The following is a 17802-nucleotide window of genomic DNA, read 5'->3' on the forward strand; positions in this document are numbered from 1 at the left end:
CCTGTCGAAACTCGTTAGACATAAGCTTATCCTCAAGCCTGTGCTTGAGCCTTCCTGCTTATGCTGAGTGTCCGGTCGAAAGTGGGGGCAGTTCAGTCTCATAACCTGGATCATCGCGACAGGACTTGCCACCGATGATATCGACGCATTGCTCGACGGTGTTGCATCGCGTTTGATCGAAGCGGGCTATCCGCTTATTCGCGCGTCGATCGCAATGCCGTCGATCGACCCGAAGCAACGAGGCTTTTCGGTTGCCTGGTATCGCTCGTCGGGCATTTCGAAGGAAATCCAAGAGCACGGCGAGGAGGGGGATGCGCTCTTCCAACGATCGCCAATCTCCTATCTGCTGCAAAACCAGCTCGAGTTTGTTCGGTGGGCGCTGCCCGCGAACGCCGATACACCGCCGTTTCCAGTTCTGATGGAGCTCAGTGATCAAGGTGCGACCGAGTTTGTCATGAAGATCGCTCCCTTCCCCGGGGGGACCGCCCTGGCGGGAGCAAGCTTTTCGTTGGCGACCGACCAGGCCGGTGGCTTTTCCGAAAGCCAGATTGCCGGGTTTGAAAGCATCATGCCTGCGATGGCGCTCGCCTGCTGCCGGATTGCCACCACTCGCGTGGCAAAGGATGTGCTTGCCGCCTATACCGGGGAGAGAACAAGCGAGCTCATTCTGACTGGCCAGACCCAGCGCGGGGGCGGAACGGCGATCTTCGCCGCGATCCTTCTTGCCGACCTGAAGAATTTTACCTCCTTGAACGAACAGTACGAGCCGAACCTCATCGTCGATTGGCTAAACGAACACTTCGAAGCGATCGGACGGCCGGTCATTGATGAGGGCGGCGAGATTTTGAAGTTCATGGGTGACAGCCTTCTGGCCATTTTTCCGGCGCAAGCAGGCGACACGAGGTCAGCATGCGCAATGGCTCTAGCGGCCGCGCAAGGTGCAATACGATTGAACGAAAAGCTGAATGACCGCAGACGAGCGCGCGGCGAACCCGAGATTCCCGTCGATATTGCGCTTCATCTCGGCGAGATCTTCTACGGCAATGTCGGGACAGATCGCAGGCTCGATTTCACGGTCATCGGCAGAGCTGTCAACGAGGTGGCGCGGATCGAAAAATTGGCTGATAGTCTCGAATGCAACCTGCTCGCTTCGGCACTCTTTGCCTCTCAAACCGGCAATGCCTTCAGGCCCGCCGGCCATTTCAAGCTGAAGGGTGTAGAGCTTCCGGTTGAGATATTTACCTGGAAGGGCGAACAGTAGACACTCGCCGTCCGAAGCGGTGGCGCACAAGCGCAGCTGTATTGACGTCGATCTGGTCCAGCTCAACGCTGCGCCGCGGTCCAGCGTACGCTTCTGTCTGTCCAATGATCAGATCGCAGGCGTCAGGCTGAAATCAACAAGACCTGAGACTCATTCGAACAGGTCAGGATGATCGGCTTCGATCTGTGGCAGGTCTGACAGGATGCCGTTCAGATGCGCTCTCATCGCTGAGGCCGCCGCCTCGGCGTCACGCGTATCGATGGCTTCAATAATGGCCTGGTGTTCGGCAATCAGCCGCATCATCGAATCCGGATGGCGGAGCTGCAGATTGCAGACACGGTCCATATGGGCCTTGATGTCCGAAATCGCGTTCCATGCAAGGCTGCAGCCGGCACCTTCGGCGATCGCGATATGGAACTGTTCATCTTCCCGGCGAAACGCGTTGTGATCCTCGGCTTGCATGGCCGACGTCTGCCTGGCGATAATCGTGTCGATACGCCGCCGCGTCCATGTGTCGAAGCTCTCGCTGGCCCTGCGGGCGACGGCAGTCTCGAGTGCCTCGCGGACAAAGCGCGCTTCCATCATCTGGCGCGCGGAGATGCGCACGACGACGGTGCCGCGGTTCGGACGGATCTCGACAAGCTTTGATTTCCCGAGCGCGATGAGCGCCTCGCGCACCGGCTGGCGCGACACGCCCATGCGGGTGGCGAGATCCTGTTCGGACAGCCGCGTGCCTGGCGCCAATTCCAGCTGGATAATCAATTCGCGTAGGTCGCGCTCGACCTGGGCAGCGGCTGTCTCACCCGTTTCGACTTTCAGGGATTCCACGTTCATATTCTTGGCCGCCGTCATGCGTTGACATCCATCTAAAACCACCATACAGTACCATACAATTCAAACGCAACATAAATCCGGCAATCTCGAAGCCGGGCAAACAGGGAGGGGCCGGCGCCGCATGTCCGGCCTTTGAAAAGCAGTGCTATCCAATCTGTCCAACTTCATCGCGCCCGACTCCAGCGACCCGCGTCTTCGCATTAAATCCCGCTATCAGATGCTTGTCGATGGCAAGTCGATCGAGGCCTCTTCCGGCAAGACGATAGACCGCGTCAGCCCTGGCCATTCCGGCGTGGTGGTGGGCACCTGGCCGGATGCATCGGCCGATGACGTGAAGGCGGCGATCGCGGCGGCGCGGCGGGCCTTCGATACCGGGCCGTGGCCCCGCATGTCGGGCGCCGAGCGTTCGCGGCTCATGTTCAAGGTCGCCGATCTCATCCTGCAGAAGCAGGAGGAGCTGACGCTGATCGAAAGCCTCGAGGTCGGCAAGCCGATCGCTCAGGCGCGTGGCGAAATCGGGTTCTGCGCCGATCTCTGGTCCTATGCAGCGGGGCAGGCTCGTGCGCTCGAGGGGCAGTCCCACAACAACATCGGCGACGATCGGCTTGGGCTGGTGCTGCGGGAGCCGGTCGGCGTCGTCGGTATCATCACGCCGTGGAATTTCCCCTTCATCATTGCCTCGGAGCGCGTTCCCTGGGCGATCGGCGCGGGCTGCACCGTGGTGCTCAAGCCTTCGGAATTTACATCGGGCACCTCCATCCGCATGGCCGAACTCGCACGCGAGGCAGGCATCCCGGACGGCGTTTTCAATGTCGTCACCGGTTACGGCGATCCGGCCGGCCAGGTTCTCGCTGAAGACCCCGGTACGGATATGGTCGCATTCACCGGCTCGGTGCGCGTTGGCACGAAGCTCGGAGAAATCGCGGCGCGGAGCGTCAAGCGGGTCGGTCTAGAGCTCGGCGGCAAGGGGCCGCAGATCGTCTTTGCCGATGCCGATCTGGAAGCGGCTGCCGATGGTATCGCCTATGGTGTCTACCACAATGCCGGCCAATGCTGCATTTCCGGCAGCCGCCTGCTTGTGCAGGAGGGTATCCGCGATGCCCTGATGGAGCGGCTCCTCGACATCTCGCGCAAGGTTACGTTTGGCGATCCCTTGAATGAGCGCACCAAGATCGGGGCGATGATCTCCGAGGCTCATGCGCAGAAGGTTCACTCCTATGTCGAAGCGGGCGTCGAGGCGGGTGCAGAACTGCTGCTCGGCGGAACGCGGGCGGGCGAGGGGGCGGGCCTCTACTACGCGCCGACCGTCTTTGCAGGCGTCACGCCCGACATGTCGATCGCTCGCGAGGAGATATTCGGTCCTGTGCTGTCGACGCTGACGTTCAAGACAGCGGATGAGGCGGTGTCGATCGCCAATGCCAGCGAATACGGGCTCTCGGCTTCCGTGTGGTCCACCAATCTGGAGACCGCGCTGCAGAGTATCCGCCGCATTCGCGCCGGACGCTGCTGGATCAATAGCGTCATCGACGGAACACCGGAAATGCCGATCGGCGGCTACAAGAAGAGCGGCCTGGGGCGCGAACTTGGCCGCTACGGCTTCGACGAATATTCGCAATTCAAGGGAATTCACGTGACGCTGGGTCGCCCGGCGCCATGGTTCAGCTAGGCACGTGAACGAAGCCTGACACAGGAGGAGGGCTGCAACACTTGGGGGAAATCCCGGCTGGCGCGATCTTTGGTCGGAGCTCGCCAGCCGGGAATTGGGTCTTTCGACCCGCATTGCACATCCAAAGGGAGGATACGCAAATGAAATTGACCAGACTGAAATCCGCGGCACTTGCCGCGGCATGGGTAGCCTTGTGCTCGACGACTGCACTTGCAGCCGACGTCAAGGCGACGATGATCATCTACCTCGATCCGAGCGTCCAGTTCTTTAACCCGGTGGTGAAGGGTGCACAAGACGCGGCGGCTCAGTTCGGTGTCGATCTCGACGTCCAATATGCCAACAACGACCCGGTACGCCAGAACGATCTGATCGAGAGCGCGACGGCAAGCGGTGTCGATGGGATCGCAGTTGCGATTTCATCGTCGGATGCATTCGACAGCAGCATTTGCTCGGCGGTCAAGGCAGGCATCATCGTCATAGGTTTCAACAACGATGACCTCGAAGGCGCCAAGGGAAATTGCCGCCAGGCCTATGTCGGCATGGATGAATTTGCGTCCGGCTATGAACTCGGCAACCGCATGATCAAGGAGTTTGGTCTGAAGTCGGGCGATGTGGTCTTCAACCCGCGGGAAATCCCGGAAGCCAGCTTTGCGGTGGCCCGTGGGGGCGGCATCGAAAAGGCGATGACCGAGGCAGGCATCAAGGTCGAAACGGTTCGCGCCGGCCTCGACCCGGCCGAAGCCCAGAATATCATCGCCCAGTTCCTGATCGCCAACCCGAACGTCAAGGCATTGTTCGGCACGGGTTCGGTGACCTCCACGGTCGGTGCAGGCGCCATCAAGGATGCAGGGGTCAAGATACCCTTTGGCGGGTTCGACCTTGCGGTTGAGATCGTCAATGCGGTCGAAAGCGGCGCGATGTTCGCCACCATGGATCAGCAGCCCTATCTGCAGGGCTATCACCCGATCGCCCAGATTGCTCTGGCGAAGAAATATGGTCTGACGCCGACGGACATCGACACCGGGCAGGGCGCCTTCCTCGACAAGTCGCGGATTGGATCCGTCAAGCCTCTGATCGGAACCTACCGGTAATCCGATCCGACGAGCCTGCCGGCAGACCGGCAGGCTCCAGCTTTACCAAAAGATCGAGTCAAAAACCGTGACACCTATTATCGCAGACAGTGCCGCGCCACGCTCGCGGACCCAAAAGCAATCCGTTCTCAAGCAGATCATGGCGATGCCGGCGGGAGCGATCCTTCTCGTTTTCGTCGCACTGCAGATCGCCTGCATTCTCGGAGCGCTGCTCTATCCGGATGACTTTCGCTATCTCTCGCCACAGAACCTGACCATCCTGATGAAGGCGGTGCCCGTTCTCGGCTGCCTGGCGCTCGGCGCCGGCGTGCTGATGATCGCCGGGGAATTCGACCTCTCGATCGGTTCGGTCTACACGTTCACCGCAATCCTGATGGCGACATTGGTCGGCGCCGGCGTCAGCGCCTTCATCGCCGCCCCGGCCGGCATTGCCGCCGGCATGATGATCGGGCTCCTCAATGGCCACATCACCTTACGCTTCGGCCTTCCGTCTTTCATCGTCACCCTTGGTGGCCTGCTGTTCTGGCGCGGCGCGGTACTGCTCTACAATGGTGCCGTGCAGGTTCGTTTCGACCCTGACGCGGTCTTTTCCGCACTCTTCTCGGGAACGTTTCTCGGGATCAATGCGGCGTTCATCTGGATCGTGCTGTTCGTTATCGGCTTTCATTTCCTGACGCACCGCCACCGCTTCGGCAACCATGTCTTCGCAACGGGCGGCAATCGTGCAGCAGCCGAGGCCATCGGCATCAACACCAGCCGCGTCAAGCTCATCGCGTTCGCGATTGCCGGCGCCATGGCTGCGATGGCGGGCATCCTAGCCACCGCCCGTGTTGGCAGCGTGCAGCCGGGGCAGGGCGCCGGGCTCGAACTGCAGGCGATTGCCGCCTGCGTCATAGGCGGGCTCTCGTTGCGGGGCGGGCGCGGCTCGATCGCCGGCATTTTCCTCGGCGTCCTGCTGATCCACACGATGACCGACGTGCTGCTGCTTCTGAGAGCCCCGGGTTTCTATCTCGACATGTTCATCGCCACGCTCATCGTACTGGCGGCGATCTTCAATCAACTCATCGAGCGGCGGGCGGGCGTCTGATGTCGAAAGAAAATCTTCTTGAACTCCACAATATCTCGAAAAGCTTCGGTGCGCTGACGGCCTTGAGCAACCTGAGCTTCCATATCGGCGAAGGGGAGGTGGTGGGTCTGCTCGGCGACAACGGCGCCGGAAAATCGACCGCCGTCAATCTGATCTCCGGCATCCACAAGCCGACGGATGGCTATATCAGCGTCGACGGAAAGCGCACGCTGTTCACATGCCGGTCCGATTCTGCGGAGGCGGGTATCGAGACTATCTACCAGCATACGGCACTGGTCGATTCCCTCTCCATCACCCGCAACATCTTCATGGGCCGCGAACTGACCGATCGGTTCGGCTTCCTGCGGCAAGCAGAGATGCGCGACATCGCGATGGAGGTTCTTACGAACGCCGTTCATATTTCGGGTATCGATTCACCCGACACCCTCGTCGGTAATCTTTCCGGTGGACAGAAGCAGGCGGTGGCCATTGCCCGCGCGGTCCATTTCAAGAAGCGCGTCCTGCTGCTCGACGAGCCGACCTCCGCACTTTCAGTGCGGGAAACGGAAGCGCTCCTTAATCAGGTCTTGAAGCTCAAGGCCGAGAACGTTTCCAGCGTGCTCGTCACCCATAATCTCTATCACGCCTTCCAGGTCTGCGACCGGTTCGTGATCATGAGCCATGGCACGAAGGTCTTCGATGTCCCGAAGTCGGAAACAACCGTCGGGCAACTCACCGAATATGTCGTGCTCAATTGAGCGGCGATTGCACCGAAAGGCAGAAACGTGACCCTAAATGCCAGAGTACGTCAGGTCGTTGGCCCGCAGGATACGGCGCGGCGCAACACGCAGGAGCTCCGGGACGGTTTCGTCATCGATGATCTCTTCCAACCAGGCGCCATCAGCCTCACTTACAGCCACCTCGACAGGATGATCGTCGGCGGAATATCTCCGGTCGCAGGTTCGCTGGTTATCGATCAGGTCGCGGAAACCGGGACCGCCACGTTCCTCGAGCGCCGCGAGGCAGCCATCGTCAATATAGGCGGGCGCGGGACGGTCACCGTTGGCGGCACGCCATATCCGCTGGAGTTTCAGGAAGCGCTTTACGTCGGGATGGGCGAGGGGCCGTTGTCCTTCACGAGCGAGGACGCGGCTCATCCCGCGCTCTTCTACCTCCTGAGCGCGCCTGCCCATCGTGCCTGCGCGACCACACACATTACCCGGGATCTCGCACGCAAGGTGGCAGTCGGCTCGGCCGAGGAATCCAACGCGCGCACGATCAATCAATATGTACATCCGGACGTCTGCGAGAGCTGCCAGCTTCTTGTCGGGCTGACGATGTTCGAGCCGGGATCGGTGTGGAACACCATGCCGGCCCACGTGCACGACAGACGGATGGAAGTCTATCTCTACTTCGGCATGGCCGAACAGACGCGGGTCTTTCACTTCATGGGAGAGCCCGATGAGACGCGGCACGTCGTCCTGAAGAACCACGAGGCGGTCCTGTCCCCTGGATGGTCGATCCATTCCGGCGCCGGCACCGGCCGCTATGCCTTCATCTGGGCGATGGCCGGTGACAACATGAGCTTCACCGACATGGACAAGGTTCCGATGGAAGCGCTGCGGTGACGGCCTTCGATCTCAGCGGCCGTTGTGCCATCATAACCGGCGCGAACACAGGCATTGGCCAGGCGATTGCCGTGGGACTGGCAAGGGCCGGCGCCGATATCGTCGCGGTTGGACGATCATCCATGGCCGAGACCGAGGGAGTTGTCCGCTCGGCGGGACGCGACTGCCTCACAGTCCATGCCGATCTGTCGGCAGCGGGCGCGGCCGCTGAAGTCATGGAAAAATCGGTCGCGCTTGGCGCCAGACCGGATATCCTCGTCAACAATGCCGGCATCATCCGCCGGGCAGACGCTCTCGACTTCTCGGAGGCCGATTGGGACAACGTGCTGGACACGAACCTGAAGTCTGTGTTTTTCCTCTGCCAGTCATTCGCCCGCTCTGCGATCGCCGCAAGCCGCAAGGCAAAGATCATCAACATCGCGTCTCTGCTGTCCTTCCAGGGCGGCATCCGCGTCTCATCCTACACGGCCGCCAAGAGTGGCCTTGCGGGTCTGACGCGGCTGATGGCAAACGAGTGGGCCGCAAAGGGTATCAACGTCAACGCCATTGCGCCGGGCTATGTGGAGACGAACAACACGGAAGCTCTGCGGGCCGACCCCGAACGGAGCGCCGAGCTTCTGAAACGCATTCCGGCTGGCCGCTGGGCCAAGCCGGATGATATGGTCGGGGCGGCGATTTTCCTCGCCGCTTCGGCTTCCGATTACGTGCATGGCACAATCCTGCCGGTGGACGGTGGATGGCTGGCCAGATGAGAGGAACCATGAAGTATTATACGACGCCTGATGACGTATCCTGGACCGAGGTCGCGCCCGGCAACCGCCGCGCCGTTCTCAGCACTCGTCCCGAACTGATGCTGGTTGCCTTCAGCTTCGATGAAGGCGCGGTTGGCGCCTTGCATTCACATCCGCATACCCAGGTAAGCTACATCGCCGAAGGAACCTTCGACGTCACGATTGATGGCGTGACAAACCGATTGGGACAGGGAAGCAGCTTTATCGTCGCGCCCAATCTGGTCCATGGCGTGGTGGCACGCAGCAAGGGCCTGCTGATCGACACATTCACGCCGTGCCGCGAGGACTTTCTATGACCATCGCCGAGCAGTCGTTGCGCGAAATCGCCGATCGCGGTGTCAGGCCGTCTGCACCTTGAGATCGGCCTTGCTGCCTCCGGGCGAAGATACAGACGAACGTTTGACAAGGGAGCATTCGAGCTTCGTGATCTCATGACGCCGCTCGCGCGGCGGGACCGCTGTATCGAGATGCTCGATCGCCCATTCACCCATAGCCATATGGGGGAGAACCGATGTGGTCAGCGGCGGTATGAGGTGGCGGCAGATGTCCTCGTCGTCATAGCCGATGACGGATATGTCCTCGGGAATGCGCAGACGCTTCTCCTTGAGGGCCTCGTAGCAACCGACCGCCGTTCGATCGTTCTGGCAGAAGATTGCTGTCGGGGGCTCGGGAAGGGACAGAAGCCGCATCGTCCCGGAATAACCGGCGCTCGCAGACCAGCCGCCCTCGATGACAAGGTCCGGATCGAACGGAATGTCGGCCGTGGCGAGCGCGCGGCGATAGCCCGTCAGGCGATCCTGGGCCGCTTGCATCCAGGGCTCCCCGGTGATCGTCGCGATGCGATGGTGACCATGCGCGATCAAATGCTTGGTCGCTGTCTGGCCACCGGCGATTTCGCTCGGCACGACGGCGGGAAAAGCATAGTCGGACGTATAGCAGTTGAGCAGGACGATAGGGATGTCGAGGCCGTAGTAATAGGCCGGCATCTCCACTTCCCGCGTGAAGATCGTCATGTAGATAAGGGCTGAAATGCCGCTATCCGTCAGAGCCTTGATCGCTCGCGGCTCCATGGCCGGATCGCCGAGCGTCTGGGCGACGAGAAGCACATTGCCTGCGTTCCAGGATGCCTGACGCGCTCCTTCAATCGCAACGACGGCCTCCGGACTGGTTCCCAGCTGGTCAACGACGAAGCCGATAACGCCATCCAGTTTGGAGAGGGATGCGGATCCCGAAGATACGGAAAATGTCGGCGCCACGTAGCCAAGTTCACGGGCCGCTTCGATCACCCGGTCGCGGGTCTGCTGAGACAGCCGCGTCCCGGCCGTGTTGTTGAGGACGAGAGAGACGGTCGCCTGGGAACATCCCGCCGCTTTGGCTATGTCGGTCATCGTGACCCTGGCACCTTGGCGCCGGCCCCTGCGTTTCGCCGCCTTGTCCGCGGCGGATCGGAGCTGACCATCTGCCGCGCCTGTCCTCTTCATAGCGATGCCTCGATCCCGTTTGCGCAATGTATCGGCACGAGCTTTGAAAATGCAGCTCGCCCACACGCTAATTTTTATTAGCATCAAGCAACGCAACTCGGCAACTGGCGCTTAGAGAATTAGCCCGATTGTGCGATGCAATATAAAATCAGGCTTATTTTGGCTAAAATCGACTGTATCAGTCATGATTGGAAACGCGCATTGCTAATAATTAATGATAATACTATTTACGAACTGGCATTACTCATATACCTTCGCGTCTGTGGTTGGACGGAGCGTTTTCTCACATGCGAGAGGCCCTGGAGGGGGTTGCGCGATGGACTGCTGCGGGTTGGAACCAGGCTCGGAGGTGGGCCAATGGGAGGATTATCATGACATACCTGACACGTGGTGCGGCAGCTTTTGCAGCCGGGCTCATGCTGAGCTCCGTCTTGACGACAGCGGCCTTTGCCGCCGACAAGCCGACACTCGCTTTCGTCGTCAACGGCGCCTCTGACTTCTGGAAGGCTGCCGAAGCGGGCGTCAAGAAGGCGCAGGCCGAGCTTCCCGACTTCAACATGGAGCTGAAATATCCGGAGCAATCCTCCGTCGCAATTCAGCAGCGCCTGATGGAAGATCTGGTGACCGCCGGGGTCAAGGGGATCATGGTCTCCGCCGTCGATCCCAAGACATCGACAGACGGTCTGAACAAGATCGGATCGCAGACGGCCCTCTTTACCACGGACAGTGACGCGCCGAATACAAATCGCGTTGCCTATATCGGCTCATCAAATATCGATGCCGGCAAGCAGGCCGCCGAAATCGCCAAGAAAGCGATGCCGGATGGCGGCAAGTGCATCGGCTTCGTCGGTCTGCTGGGTGCCGATAACGCCAAGGAACGTATCCAGGGCATGAAGGACGGCCTTGCCGGCACGAAGATCGAGCTGACCGACGTGCGTGGTGACGATATCGATCAGACCCGTGCCAAGAAGAACGTCGAGGATGCCCTCGTCGCGAGCCCCGACGTGACCTGCATGGTCGGTTTCTACTCCTACAACACGCCGAGAATTTACGAGGCACTCCGCGAGGCGGGCAAGCTTGGCCAGATCACCGTTGTCGGCTTCGATGATGACCCGATCACGCTCGGCGGTGTGAAGGAAGGAACGATTGCCGGCACGGTCGTGCAGCAACCTTACATCTGGGCCTATCAGGGCATGAAGCTGATGGCCGCCTACGTCAACGGTGACAAGTCGGGCGTTCCCGACAACAAGCTCATCATCGTCCCGACAAAGGTGATCGGCAAGGACGACGTTGACGCCTATGCCGCGAACCTCAAGGCGATGGCCGGTAACTGATGACGATCTGACAGCGGCGCCGGCGCAAGCCGGTGCCGCTGCGTGCCCATTGCCCGCAGCCGGAAAAGGGTAGCGGGCAGTACTGAAGAGCACACAGCCTGTGGATCGACATGAACGATTTGACTGAGACCGCGCCGTCACGCGAAGCGCCGCCATTTTTGAGCTTGCTGGGGATCGGCAAAACCTATCCGGGCGTCGTCGCCCTGGACGGTTTCTCGATGCATGTGAGCCCCGGCGAAGTGATCGGTCTCGTTGGCGAAAACGGTGCCGGCAAATCGACGCTGATGAAAATTCTCGGTGGTGTCGTGAAGCCGGATCGCGGCACGATCCTGATCGACGCGGAGGAAAGGTCTGCCCTTTCTGTCGATAGCAGCCTCGGATCAGGCATCGCCTTCGTTCATCAGGAGCTCAACCTCTTCGATAATCTTGACGTTGCAGCCAATATCTTTCTCGGCCGGGAGCCGCTGCGGGGAGGGCCATTGAAGCTGGTCGACCGGCGGCGTCTGAGAGCAATGGTTGCGCCGCTTTTGAAGCGCGTAGGAGCGAATTTTTCCGCCGATACGCCCGTCGCCTCTCTTTCACTCGCCCAGCAGCAGATGGTGGAGATCGCCAAGGCGCTGTCGATCAACGCACGGCTGGTGATCCTCGACGAGCCAACCTCCAGCCTGCCGCTGGCTGAAACCGAGAAGCTGCTTTCCGTGATATCGGCGCTGAAGGCTGACGGAATCAGCGTCATTTTCATTTCCCATCGCCTGCACGAGGTCGAGCGCGTTGCAGACCGGGTGGTCGTTCTCAGGGATGGGACGCTGGCCGGCACACTCGCCAAAGGCGAGATCAACCACGATCAGATGGTCAAGCTGATGATCGGGCGCGCGCTCACGGCGAGGGACGCCGAACCGCAACGGGCGCCAGGTAAGGTCGCCCTGAAGACTACAGACATTCGTTCTGCCGCCTATCCTGCCAGAACCGTCAATCTCGACATCCGTTATGGCGAGATCCTAGGCCTTGCCGGCCTTGTTGGCTCCGGCCGCACCGAGCTTGCCCGCATTCTCTTCGGGATTGACCGCAGCTACGGCGGCACCACCGAAATGGATGGCCGCGAGATCAGGCTGACCTCAGCCACGAAAGCCGTCGAGGCCGGCATCTTCCTGGTTCCCGAGGATCGCAAGCTGAGCGGGATCCTTCTGGATCTGCCCATTGCGCAGAACATATCGCTGCCTAACCTTCCCGCGTACTCGCAAAACTTCATGGTCTCCTCGAGGCGGGAGACAACGGGCGCGGAAGTCCAGCGCAAGCGTCTCGGAATTAAGGCGCCATCGGTCTCGACCCGGACGGGCACATTGTCTGGAGGCAACCAGCAGAAGGTTGTCCTTGCAAAGTGGCTGGCAATGAATCCCAAGGTGATGATCTTCGACGAGCCGACCCGCGGTATCGACATCGGCGCCAAGAACGAGATTTATATGCTGATGCGCAAGCTGGCCGACGCCGGCGTCGCGATCCTGATGATATCAAGCGACATGGAGGAGGTGATCGGCGTGTCCGATCGCATCGCTGTCATGCATGAGGGCCAGATTTCGGGCATTCTCGAAAAACAAGACTTCACGCAGGAAAATGTCCTTCTGCTGGCTGTCGGCAAAGCGATACACTGATGGCCGCGGCTATCGCCAATAGGGAAACGCCATGATGAGTAAGAAAGATCTGGGGCTGCTTCTGTTGATCGTCGTTGTCGGCATCGTCGTGACGCTGATCAACCCGCGCTTCCTGCTGCCGATCAACCTTGCCAACACGTCGAACCTCATCGGTCTTTTCGGAATCCTGTCGATCGGGCAGGCCTTTGTCATCATCACGGGCGGCATCGAGCTCTCGGTCGGATCGCTGGTTGCGCTGCTTGGCGTGCTGTTTATCGATTTCGTCGCCGTGCAGAACATGCCATGGACGATTGCGCTGCCGCTTATCCTCGTTCTGGGCGGTGTTCTTGGCGCCATCCACGGCTGGCTGATCACCAAGCTTAACCTTCAGCCCTTCGTCGTGACGCTGTGCGGGTTGCTGATCTATCGTGGTGCGGCCCGCTTCTATACCGGAGACGGCACTGCGGGTTTCGGCTTCGGCCAGAACTTCCCGACCCTTGAGTTCCTGACAGCCGGCCGGTTCTACGGCGTTCCGAACACATTCATCGCCCTTGTCGTCATCGCTGTTATCATGTGGGTGGTCCTGCACCGCTCGGTCTTTGGCCGGTATCTCTACGCCATCGGCAAGAACGAGGAAGCCGCCAGATATTCCGGCATCCACACCGGCAGGATGGTGATGATCGCCTATGTCATCTGCGGCGTGCTGACAGCGCTTTCGGCGATCTATTTCGCGATGTACACCCGCTCGATATCGCCGGCGAGCCACGGCCAGTTCTATGAGCTCTATGCGATTGCTGCCGCGGTGCTTGGCGGATTTTCCCTGCGGGGCGGCGAGGGCTCTCTGATCGGGGTCATCCTTGGCACTATTCTGCTCCAGGAGCTGCAGAACCTCGTCAACCTGCTTGGAATACCGTCGTCGCTGAATTTCGCGGTCATGGGCGGCGTCATTCTGATCGGGGTGCTGATCGATCAGCAATGGAGTGCGATCCGCGCGCAAAGACGGCTCGTTTCCGCCGCCCGCCAGGCGGAGACGCGCCAATCGGCACCTGTGACGTGAGTTCCTTTCTGGCGCTGCTTGGTACGGAGCTGGAACACGCCTTGTACCGGCGCCGTTAGGCGAAAGGGTAGGTACGGTATCGCTCAGGGACCTCACCGGCGCACCAGATTTCTGGCCGCCGGGTAGGCGTAAGGCGTAAAGCGTAAGGCTTCAGCTACCCGCTGCCCCGGGAACTGGACAGTCTGCTCAGCTTCCAAGTTTCCTTGCCCAGACCTCAATCTCGTCCCCGCTGCCGAGATCTGGCTGTACCAGGCCGTTGACCATAAAAGTCGGCGAGACATGGATGCCGTTCTGGCGGGCATATTTGGCGTGCCATTTGACCTCGCGGTCGAGATCGGGGATGGCGAATGCTTCCGAAACCCGGATGCCGCTATAGTCTTCGATCCGCCTGATAATGCCGTTCGGCGTGGCGTCCATGTTGGGCCCGCCGGCATGATGTGCGAATTCGAACTCCTCGCGATGATCGCCCACTGCTGCAAGCACCTTTCTCGCGCTTTCCTTTCCGCCCTCAAGTGTCGAGGCAGCCAGGATAGCTCTGACAATGACGCCCGAAAACATATGCCAGGGTTGCGACTGGAGCCGGATCTTGACAGTCAACCGGTCGTGTCCGGCATGCGAAAGAAGCCCGTCCAGTTTACGGAACGCCTTGACGGAATAGGGGCAGGTCGGCTCCAGGAAGACCTCGAAGGTCTGCGGGCCACTGCCCCATTCCAGCGGGTCGGCTTTCCAGTTCGTTATGCTCATGCCCTGAAGTCCTTCGGTTTGAAGTCTGATGATGGGTGGACGGCTGCGATGTCATCGCCGCGGTGTTGCGCCGAGGCGCGCGAGAACGTTGTCCGGAATACCGTAGCGCTGGATAACCTCGCGCGTGTTGCGCAAACCGCAGATATCCCGTTGCACGAAAAGCGCCCAGACCGCCTGCGCAGCCGCATCGACCAACCGCTCGCGCTCAACCGGCTGCACGCCGCCCTCTTCTGCCGTCTTCAAGGCGGAAAGCGCCTGCTCGACCGATCGGCCTTGCCGGCCAAGTGAACTTGCGCGCTCGGCCGCCAGTTCATATTCAAGGGCGCCAAAACCGGTTTCGACCAGGTTCGACGCATTCAAGCTGCGGGGTGGGCGCATAGTCAGCCGGTTCGATAAAACATCATGTTCGTGATCCTACACGATCTGTGGCCAGGTCCGGAACCCCTTCTCGGGGGTGACGGACGCGCGCCGGCGAATTGCTTCAACGGCGCGCCTGATGCAGTTTTGCCGAGCGGTCAGGGCTTCATCTTGCGCAACATGTCGGCGATTGGCCCGCCATGCGGGGGAGGTCCAGGCGGCGGGCGAAGGGCGTCGGTCTTGCCATCCTGATGAACGACGTAGCTCGCATGCAGGAACCCGTCGTCGAAGCGGCCCTGGACACTGATGGGTTCGCCGACAGCAACGAGCTTGCCGTCATCGCCGGCCGGACCGGTCTCGATCAAGGCCTTGCCGGTTTCGTCTTGAACGATGAACTTGTTGCCGTAGATCTCCGTGACCTTGCCTTTGAGCGTCACCATGCCCCAATCGTCCTTAAGGCTGGAGATCGAGGTGGGCGTCAAGGGCGCAAGCTCGATGCCGGGCCGGGTGAATTTCATTGCCGCGGCACCGCCGGCCGCACCGATTGCAAGAACCGCAAAGGCCGCAATTCCGAAAGCCGCCAGATGCGTTGCCGGTCGGCGCGAGCCGCGCCTGCGGGCCGGTCGCTCAGGCGAGGTGTCGGGAGCGTCGTTTTCCATGGACATGATGCTGTCTCCAGTTCGTTGTGACTGGAGGATGATAGGCGTGTCCGGATCGACGCAGGCTGAACGTCGCGGTTCAGTTTCAGTTAAGCAAACGCGCCCTAGTTCTCACGAAGACATCAGAGAAACTGGGTTCACGATGCGCGTATTGCTGGTCGAAGACGACGACGATCTTTCCAGGCGGATTGCCGCCAGCCTGCGGACGGAAAACTTCGTGGTGGATGTCGCCAGGAACGGAGAGGATGCCGAGCACGCTGGCCTGACGGAGATCTTCGACGTCGCCGTTCTTGACCTTGGCCTCCCGAAGATCGACGGCGTTGCGGTTCTCAAATCCTGGCGAAGTGCGGGCAGGTCGCTTCCTGTCCTCGTGCTGACGGCCCGCGACGGCTGGCCCGACAAGGTGGCGGCTTTCAAAGCGGGGGCGGACGATTACCTGACCAAACCCTTCAGGGTGGAGGAGCTCATCCTGCGTCTTCGGGCGCTGGTCCGGCGCTCGACGGGCCATGCTTCGTCGCAGATATCGTGCGGCGATCTTACATTCGACGCGCAGCTCGGTACATTTGATCTGGCTGGTCTTCCGCTGAAGCTGACCGCATTCGAATGGCGGGTCCTGTCCTGCCTGATCCTTCGCAAGGACGCGATCGTCGACAGGCGAGAACTCATCGAACGGGTCTACGAGGGCGATGCCGACGTGGATTCGAATTCCATCGAGGTGATCATCGCCAGGCTCCGGCGCAAAATCGGCAGCGACAGGATCGAAACGGAGAGGGGGCGCGGCTACAGGCTGACGGATATTCGATGAGAGTACCGTTGCTGTCTTCGCGCCGCACGATCGCAGGCCGCCTGATCGCCTTCTCCGTCCTCTACGCCGCCGCAGCACTGCTCATCGCCTCGCTGGTCTTGTGGTTCATCGTTGCCGCCGTGGTCCGGGAGCAGGTTGATCAGCGGCTCGACATGCAGATCGACGCGGTCAAAAGCGCATTATCAGTAAACGCGGATGGAAGTCTTGCTCTGGCAGGTAATCTCGACGGGCCGCCGTTCGATCGCCTGGGTTCGGGATGGTACTGGCAGGCGCGCGTGGGCGAGCACCGCATTGCTTCAAGATCTCTGGCCGATGGCAGCGTCTCGGACCCGCCGCGCCCGTTCGATTGGCGCCGGATCCTGACGGGGGATCCGCAGCCTGCCGAAGGCTCCAGTGACCGGGGTCAGGCTCTGCATTTTCGCGTCGGCCAGGTGTTCGTTGGAGGTGTTTCGGTTGAAGTCCTGGCGGCCGCGCCGCGCCATGCCCTGACCGCGCCCGCGTTGCGCGCGCTGTCCTACCTGATCCCTGCCATGGTGGTTCTCGGCTGTTGCCTGGTCGTGGGGATAGTTCTGCAGGTTCGCTACGGTCTTGCACCCTTGCGCACGTTGTCTGGGCAGCTCTCTGAGATTTCGGCAGGGCGCCGCCGAGACCTTTCGCCTGCAGAAGTCGAGGATCTTGATCCTGTCGTCAACGACATCAATCGATTGCTCGACGACAACAGGGCGCGGTTGCAGGAAACAAGGCTGCAGTTCGCGAACCTGGCACACGGACTGAAGACACCTGTGGCCAGCCTTTACCTCGCACTTGATGACAAGAACGATCCAGGCCGAGAGGCGCGTCAGCTTGTCGAGCGTATCGACCGGAAGATTCGGCATCATCTCGGAAGTGCCAGAGCCGTTGCCGCCGGAGGTGGTTTGGGCTTTGAAACCGAGGTGCGGCCCAGGGTGAATGACCTGCTTCAGGTCATGTCGGCGATCTACGTCGATCGCAAACTCGCGGTCGCCAATGGCGTCATCGACGACGTTGTCGTCAACTGCTCGCCAGAGGACGTCGACGAGGTGATGGGTGCCATCATCGACAATGCCTTCAAATGGGCGGCGACATCCATCGTTGTGAAGGGCGTGCGCGAAGGGAAAATGCTGCTCTTGACTGTCGAGGATGATGGGCCGGGCATCGACGCTGGCCGTCTGGCCGAGGCGGTCTCACCTGGCGTGCGGCTGGATGAGACTGTGCCCGGACACGGTTTCGGCCTCTCGATAGCACAGGAGCTCGTCGGGCTCTTCGGCGGCAAGCTTCATCTCAAGCAGAGAGAAGGTGGAGGACTGGCAGCAACCGTTGCATTCCCGCTGTCGATTACCCTGCCCTAGGCGACCGCTGGCTATGTCGCGCAGACGTTTTAG

At 60.6% G+C, this 17802-nt stretch carries 18 protein-coding genes; 13 read left to right on the forward strand and 5 right to left on the reverse strand.

Annotated elements, in window-relative coordinates:
- Nucleotides 1-67: 67 nt before the first annotated feature.
- Nucleotides 68-1261, forward strand: a complete 1194-nt coding sequence (locus J2X43_RS29890; protein WP_310301208.1) for an adenylate/guanylate cyclase domain-containing protein — start codon at nucleotides 68-70, stop codon at nucleotides 1259-1261.
- Nucleotides 1262-1411: 150 nt separating this feature from the next.
- Here J2X43_RS29890 and J2X43_RS29895 read toward each other — a convergent pair whose 3' ends face one another.
- Nucleotides 1412-2113 (reverse strand): GntR family transcriptional regulator, encoded by a 702-nt coding sequence (locus tag J2X43_RS29895; RefSeq protein ID WP_162698762.1) that lies wholly within the window; start codon nucleotides 2111-2113, stop codon nucleotides 1412-1414.
- A gap of 199 nt (nucleotides 2114-2312) precedes the next feature.
- Between J2X43_RS29895 and J2X43_RS29900 the strand changes: the two genes are divergently transcribed.
- From J2X43_RS29900 to J2X43_RS29930, 7 genes are all read left to right on the forward strand, one after another.
- Nucleotides 2313-3761: an aldehyde dehydrogenase family protein gene (locus tag J2X43_RS29900; RefSeq protein ID WP_310301387.1), complete on the forward strand. Its 1449-nt coding sequence runs from the start codon at nucleotides 2313-2315 to the stop codon at nucleotides 3759-3761.
- Between the two features lie 140 nt (nucleotides 3762-3901).
- Nucleotides 3902-4852 carry a substrate-binding domain-containing protein gene (locus tag J2X43_RS29905; protein ID WP_112390077.1) on the forward strand — a complete coding sequence of 317 codons (951 nt, stop codon included), beginning with the start codon at nucleotides 3902-3904 and terminating at the stop codon, nucleotides 4850-4852.
- 67 nt (nucleotides 4853-4919) lie between these two features.
- The gene (locus J2X43_RS29910) at nucleotides 4920-5939 is read left to right on the forward strand and encodes an ABC transporter permease (protein WP_310301216.1); all 1020 of its coding nucleotides are present in this window, start codon (nucleotides 4920-4922) and stop codon (nucleotides 5937-5939) included.
- Nucleotides 5939-6676, forward strand: coding sequence for an ATP-binding cassette domain-containing protein (locus J2X43_RS29915; protein ID WP_112390075.1), 738 nt, complete (start codon nucleotides 5939-5941; stop codon nucleotides 6674-6676). The genes J2X43_RS29910 and J2X43_RS29915 overlap by 1 nt, the downstream gene beginning before the upstream one ends.
- A gap of 27 nt (nucleotides 6677-6703) precedes the next feature.
- Complete coding sequence (gene kduI / locus J2X43_RS29920; RefSeq protein WP_112390074.1) at nucleotides 6704-7546, forward strand: 5-dehydro-4-deoxy-D-glucuronate isomerase; 843 nt, start codon at nucleotides 6704-6706, stop codon at nucleotides 7544-7546.
- On the forward strand, nucleotides 7543-8298 hold the full coding sequence (kduD, locus tag J2X43_RS29925; RefSeq protein WP_112390073.1) for a 2-dehydro-3-deoxy-D-gluconate 5-dehydrogenase KduD: 756 nt from the start codon (nucleotides 7543-7545) through the stop codon (nucleotides 8296-8298). Before kduI ends, kduD begins: the two co-directional genes overlap by 4 nt.
- A gap of 8 nt (nucleotides 8299-8306) precedes the next feature.
- A complete protein-coding gene (locus tag J2X43_RS29930) occupies nucleotides 8307-8633 on the forward strand; it encodes a cupin domain-containing protein (RefSeq protein WP_112390072.1) in 327 nt (108 codons plus the stop codon).
- 42 nt (nucleotides 8634-8675) lie between these two features.
- Here the strand turns inward: J2X43_RS29930 and J2X43_RS29935 are convergent, their stop codons facing one another.
- The gene (locus J2X43_RS29935) at nucleotides 8676-9725 is read right to left on the reverse strand and encodes a LacI family DNA-binding transcriptional regulator (protein ID WP_310301229.1); all 1050 of its coding nucleotides are present in this window, start codon (nucleotides 9723-9725) and stop codon (nucleotides 8676-8678) included.
- Between the two features lie 464 nt (nucleotides 9726-10189).
- Between J2X43_RS29935 and J2X43_RS29940 the strand changes: the two genes are divergently transcribed.
- From J2X43_RS29940 to J2X43_RS29950, 3 genes are all read left to right on the forward strand, one after another.
- Nucleotides 10190-11152, forward strand: a complete 963-nt coding sequence (locus J2X43_RS29940) for a sugar-binding protein (protein WP_112390070.1) — start codon at nucleotides 10190-10192, stop codon at nucleotides 11150-11152.
- Between the two features lie 110 nt (nucleotides 11153-11262).
- Nucleotides 11263-12801, forward strand: coding sequence for a sugar ABC transporter ATP-binding protein (locus J2X43_RS29945; RefSeq protein WP_112390069.1), 1539 nt, complete (start codon nucleotides 11263-11265; stop codon nucleotides 12799-12801).
- Between the two features lie 34 nt (nucleotides 12802-12835).
- Nucleotides 12836-13837, forward strand: a complete 1002-nt coding sequence (locus J2X43_RS29950) for an ABC transporter permease (RefSeq protein WP_112390093.1) — start codon at nucleotides 12836-12838, stop codon at nucleotides 13835-13837.
- A gap of 186 nt (nucleotides 13838-14023) precedes the next feature.
- Here J2X43_RS29950 and J2X43_RS29955 read toward each other — a convergent pair whose 3' ends face one another.
- The 3 genes from J2X43_RS29955 to J2X43_RS29965 form a co-directional block, all read right to left on the reverse strand.
- Nucleotides 14024-14581 (reverse strand): DsbA family protein, encoded by a 558-nt coding sequence (locus J2X43_RS29955; RefSeq protein ID WP_112390068.1) that lies wholly within the window; start codon nucleotides 14579-14581, stop codon nucleotides 14024-14026.
- 51 nt (nucleotides 14582-14632) lie between these two features.
- Nucleotides 14633-14965 carry a DUF6665 family protein gene (locus J2X43_RS29960; RefSeq protein ID WP_112390067.1) on the reverse strand — a complete coding sequence of 111 codons (333 nt, stop codon included), beginning with the start codon at nucleotides 14963-14965 and terminating at the stop codon, nucleotides 14633-14635.
- Between the two features lie 131 nt (nucleotides 14966-15096).
- Complete coding sequence (locus J2X43_RS29965) at nucleotides 15097-15597, reverse strand: hypothetical protein (RefSeq protein ID WP_405049670.1); 501 nt, start codon at nucleotides 15595-15597, stop codon at nucleotides 15097-15099.
- A 142-nt stretch (nucleotides 15598-15739) separates the two neighbouring features.
- On the opposite strand from J2X43_RS29965, the gene J2X43_RS29970 reads away from it, so the two are divergent.
- Nucleotides 15740-16402 carry a response regulator transcription factor gene (locus tag J2X43_RS29970; RefSeq protein WP_112390065.1) on the forward strand — a complete coding sequence of 221 codons (663 nt, stop codon included), beginning with the start codon at nucleotides 15740-15742 and terminating at the stop codon, nucleotides 16400-16402.
- On the forward strand, nucleotides 16399-17769 hold the full coding sequence (locus J2X43_RS29975; RefSeq protein ID WP_112390064.1) for a HAMP domain-containing sensor histidine kinase: 1371 nt from the start codon (nucleotides 16399-16401) through the stop codon (nucleotides 17767-17769). Before J2X43_RS29970 ends, J2X43_RS29975 begins: the two co-directional genes overlap by 4 nt.
- Nucleotides 17770-17802 lie beyond the last annotated feature (33 nt).

This window comes from Rhizobium sp. BE258 (assembly GCF_031457345.1).
In the GTDB taxonomy this organism is placed as follows: Bacteria; Pseudomonadota; Alphaproteobacteria; order Rhizobiales; family Rhizobiaceae; genus Rhizobium.